Source organism: Aliterella sp. E5.1 (assembly GCF_057473825.1).
Genome location: NZ_JBYCCV010000201.1, coordinates 1 through 3,381, shown reverse-complemented (window position 1 = coordinate 3,381; position 3,381 = coordinate 1). Strand labels below are relative to the sequence as shown.

The following is a 3,381-nucleotide window of genomic DNA, read 5'->3' as shown; positions in this document are numbered from 1 at the left end:
TCCAACACTTGCAGGAGCGAGTGAGTGAACTGTTGAACAATTTGGAACTTGATGTCATCACATCATTGACAGGATGGGCATACATTCTTGACTCCTTATCTGTGGCAGGTATTTAAGAAAATGGTATGGGTCGTAGGGCGAGTCAAAACGTTTTCCCGAAGGCGCTAAGTCTTTTGCCTGCCGCCAGTGCAGTTGTCCGTTTTCCACAAAATATTGATGAATCCATGTTTGACGCAAAATTTCAACTAATTCCAACTGGCGCAGCCATTCGGGAGTGGTCGGGTCATCATAAATGGCATCAAGCAAACGCATTCCATCCACACCGATTTTTTCGCCATAAGTATTACGAGCAACAATCCCTTTTGGCAGACGTTCCTCGCAGACAGGACGACTGTAACGGTCAAACCAATCTTTTTCTATTTGAGATTTTAGCCAACTTGGGGCGACAACTGCCAGAGTGTTGAGAGCAGCTCTCAAGGTTTCCCCAACACATTCCAAGCGATTGAGAGTCCGAATTGCTCCCAGAATATGAGTTGAGTCTGTTCGTTGTTTACCCTTATTTTTCAACCAGCCTTTTCTCTGGCATTGTTCTAAGAACTTATCTAAAAGAATGTCTACAACTCCTCCCTCAATGAGGCGTGAACGGAACTCACTTAGAACGGAAAAGTCAAATCCTGAGTCGGTTAATTCTAGTCCTAACGCATATTTCCAGTCAATACGACCTCTCACTGCGTCGGCTGCTTGTCTATCTGCTAACCCTTCTATATATTGCATGACGCAGATCAAGACTAACTGCCAAGGAGTGATCGCTGGATGCCCCTCTAAAGAAAATAAAGCTTCAAAATCCTTATCTGTGTAAATTGTTCCTAATTCATCCCTGATGGTTAGATATAGATTCCCTTTTGGGAATGCTGCTTTTGCCACTTGCTTTGTTTCTTTTGGGACTGGCTTGATAAGTTTTGGATGTAGGGACATACCCTGACTCCTTTACCTGACTCGGTTACTCGAATAATTTCTAGGATATCTCTTACTGTTCTTTCTATAGTCCTCTTTTTCTTGGTTTTGTTAAGTTAACCAACAGTATCAGCAAGTGTGACGAAAACCACGCTAAGGATTTTTAGCCAAGTTAAAGTAACGAAATTAATAGGGTTTCAGCCTTCAAGATTATATTGAAATTTTAGATCGCCTGTATGATTAGTAAATATATACTTACTAAAAAACCTACTGTGACAGAGTTTCAGGCTTAGCGTTGTTATCTTCTCCATTACTCCTCAAACCCCTAAGCAAGTAAGCCAAGCAGATGTTTAACTTAATCCATAAACGTTTATGGATTAAAACAAAGATACAAAGATGAGGGTGCGGTCAAAACCTGTTGGTAGGGGTATGAGGAGTTGACTCATGGAAGGTTGTGTGTTCTCAACATAAGGCAAGCTTTAGGTAAACCCATACTCCACGCTTAATCTCCGCCTAACGGTTGAACTCACTGAACGGGGATAATCTTTGCAACTTAACAGATAAACTACCTCCGTTCTAGTGCAGTGATTTGTCGGGCTACGGGTATACTCGACCATAAATGATTCTAGACTGAGCAATTGCTCTCATTCACCGAAGGTGTTGGGAACAGAGGTGATTGCCCCCAGGGATAATTCATTCTAGAAGTAAAAACAGCTTGTCGATGTCATGGGCAAGAAATCGTTCAGCTTTGGTTAAAGAATCATAACCACCCTGGCGAGCAAGATTGATGGCGATATTGCGGATGATAGACCAATTGGTAGCAGCATTGTGATTACTCAATGGAGCCGCATCCTCGCCAAAAACCACATCTTTAATCCAATGCAAACGGTTCTCAATCCCCCAATGTGAGCGAATTCTGTGGGCAATTTCCCCTGCTCCCGTCAAGAAGGAGGTAATGTAATAATTGGTTTGCTGGTAGGGTTTTCCTTGTCGGATACCGATGCGCTCTACCTGGACAAAACTCTTGAGTCCCTGCCAGCTAGAGTCAATGCCAGTGATATCAGTGAACAGTTCTACAATTCGGCAGGTAATCCGTCCGCGAGTTTTCTCAATGTCAATAACTCGATGACAGGGTTTCTGGTGTTTAGCTGTGGTTTTAAGTTGTGCTAATAGTCTAGGTTGATTACCTTTGACAGTGATAATGTAGTCGTTTGCGCCCTTAACGATTAGCTCAGTAGTTTTTTTAAGCCAGCTTTGCGGAGGAATCCTCCCCCGCAAACGTGGCGCGGCAGTGTATGGCATCCATACTAAACACAACGCCCTCTAAATGCAACGTTTCAAGCAGTGTTTGTACTACTTTTAATTCATTAGTCTGGTTCGATTCAAACTGTTGGGTGGCAAGCACTAACCCTTGGTTACAGCTATAGACTGAAACCAAAGACACGAAGTTTTGGTAAGGCGTTTGTGTCTCCTTGACAGTCCCTTTGATGCTTTTCCCATCAATTGCTACCCATTCTTGAGGTTGGATATCAATAGAACGACTAGCCCATTGTTGAAACTGCTGTCCTAAGAGGTGAAAATCAAGTTTCTGTAAAATGCGGCGAAAGGTGGTGTCAGATGGCAGGCGATTAACTTTTAGTCCTAGCTTTTCACTTACTGCTTCGTAGTGGCGTACTCCAAAATCTTCCAGTGCTTGATATCCTCGGCATCCACTTATTGTTCCCATGACCACTAATAGCAAAATTAACCATAGTGGATAACGCTTACCTTGGGATGCCCGAAAATCTCTTATCTCCTGCAATGATTGAATTAAGTTTGCTGCCATCTTTGATATTAAATTCGTTCGTCTGAATTATTCTAATCTTTTTCTTCGAGAAACGAATTCTCCCTGGGTACAAGTTAGCGATAGCGCAAGCGCGCACGCCGGGCTTCGCATACAGATACAGTTGAAGCAAAACTTCCTTGCCAAACCATCGTCACAACGAGTAATTACCGCCCTGCACCAAGGCGATCGCCTACGCGATGCGGCGGCAAAAGCATCAGTGTCGGTTGAAGTAGCGCGTAAGGTAATAGCAGTTGTAAATTCAATTTGTGAGTGTACAACAGGATTATCTAACTAGAGAAAAACCTAACAAAGCTGATAAAATTGTAAATTAAACCTTAAATGCGTACTAAAGTTCTTCGTATAAGTATAGAACCCATTTGACATCTTTCCCTGGAAGGAAGTAACGTTAAGGCAAAAACATAATGCAGATGCCATGCCGTACCAGAGCAGCCTCACCGACGAAGAGTGGAAAATAATAGAACCTTTACTACCTAAGATCCTACCGCCGAAGAAGCAAACAAGACCTTCTAACTGGAGCAAGCGCGAAATCTTGGATGGCATCTTTTATCAACTGAAAAATGGTTGTAACTGGCAAGACTTGC

General features: G+C 42.8%; 4 protein-coding genes and 1 pseudogene. 2 read left to right on the top strand and 3 right to left on the bottom strand.

What is annotated here, in order from left to right; genetic code table 11:
- Window positions 1–126: 126 nt before the first annotated feature.
- From AC2VE5_RS24940 to AC2VE5_RS24930, 3 genes and pseudogenes are all read right to left on the bottom strand, one after another.
- Window positions 127–975: pseudogene (locus AC2VE5_RS24940) on the bottom strand (transposase); the annotation flags it as partial.
- Window positions 976–1,647: 672 nt separating this feature from the next.
- On the bottom strand, window positions 1,648–2,256 hold the full coding sequence (locus tag AC2VE5_RS24935) for an ISAs1 family transposase (protein ID WP_486890299.1): 609 nt from the start codon (window positions 2,254–2,256) through the stop codon (window positions 1,648–1,650).
- A complete protein-coding gene (locus AC2VE5_RS24930) occupies window positions 2,198–2,779 on the bottom strand; it encodes an ISAs1 family transposase (protein WP_486890298.1) in 582 nt (193 codons plus the stop codon). The genes AC2VE5_RS24935 and AC2VE5_RS24930 overlap by 59 nt, the downstream gene beginning before the upstream one ends.
- A gap of 121 nt (window positions 2,780–2,900) precedes the next feature.
- Here AC2VE5_RS24930 and AC2VE5_RS24925 point away from each other — a divergent pair, with 121 nt between their 5' ends.
- Together AC2VE5_RS24925 and AC2VE5_RS24920 are read left to right on the top strand one after the other, a co-directional pair.
- Window positions 2,901–3,074 (top strand): hypothetical protein, encoded by a 174-nt coding sequence (locus AC2VE5_RS24925; RefSeq protein ID WP_486890297.1) that lies wholly within the window; start codon window positions 2,901–2,903, stop codon window positions 3,072–3,074.
- 138 nt (window positions 3,075–3,212) lie between these two features.
- The coding region (locus AC2VE5_RS24920; protein ID WP_486887409.1) for a transposase at window positions 3,213–3,381 on the top strand (169 nt) is incomplete at its 3' end.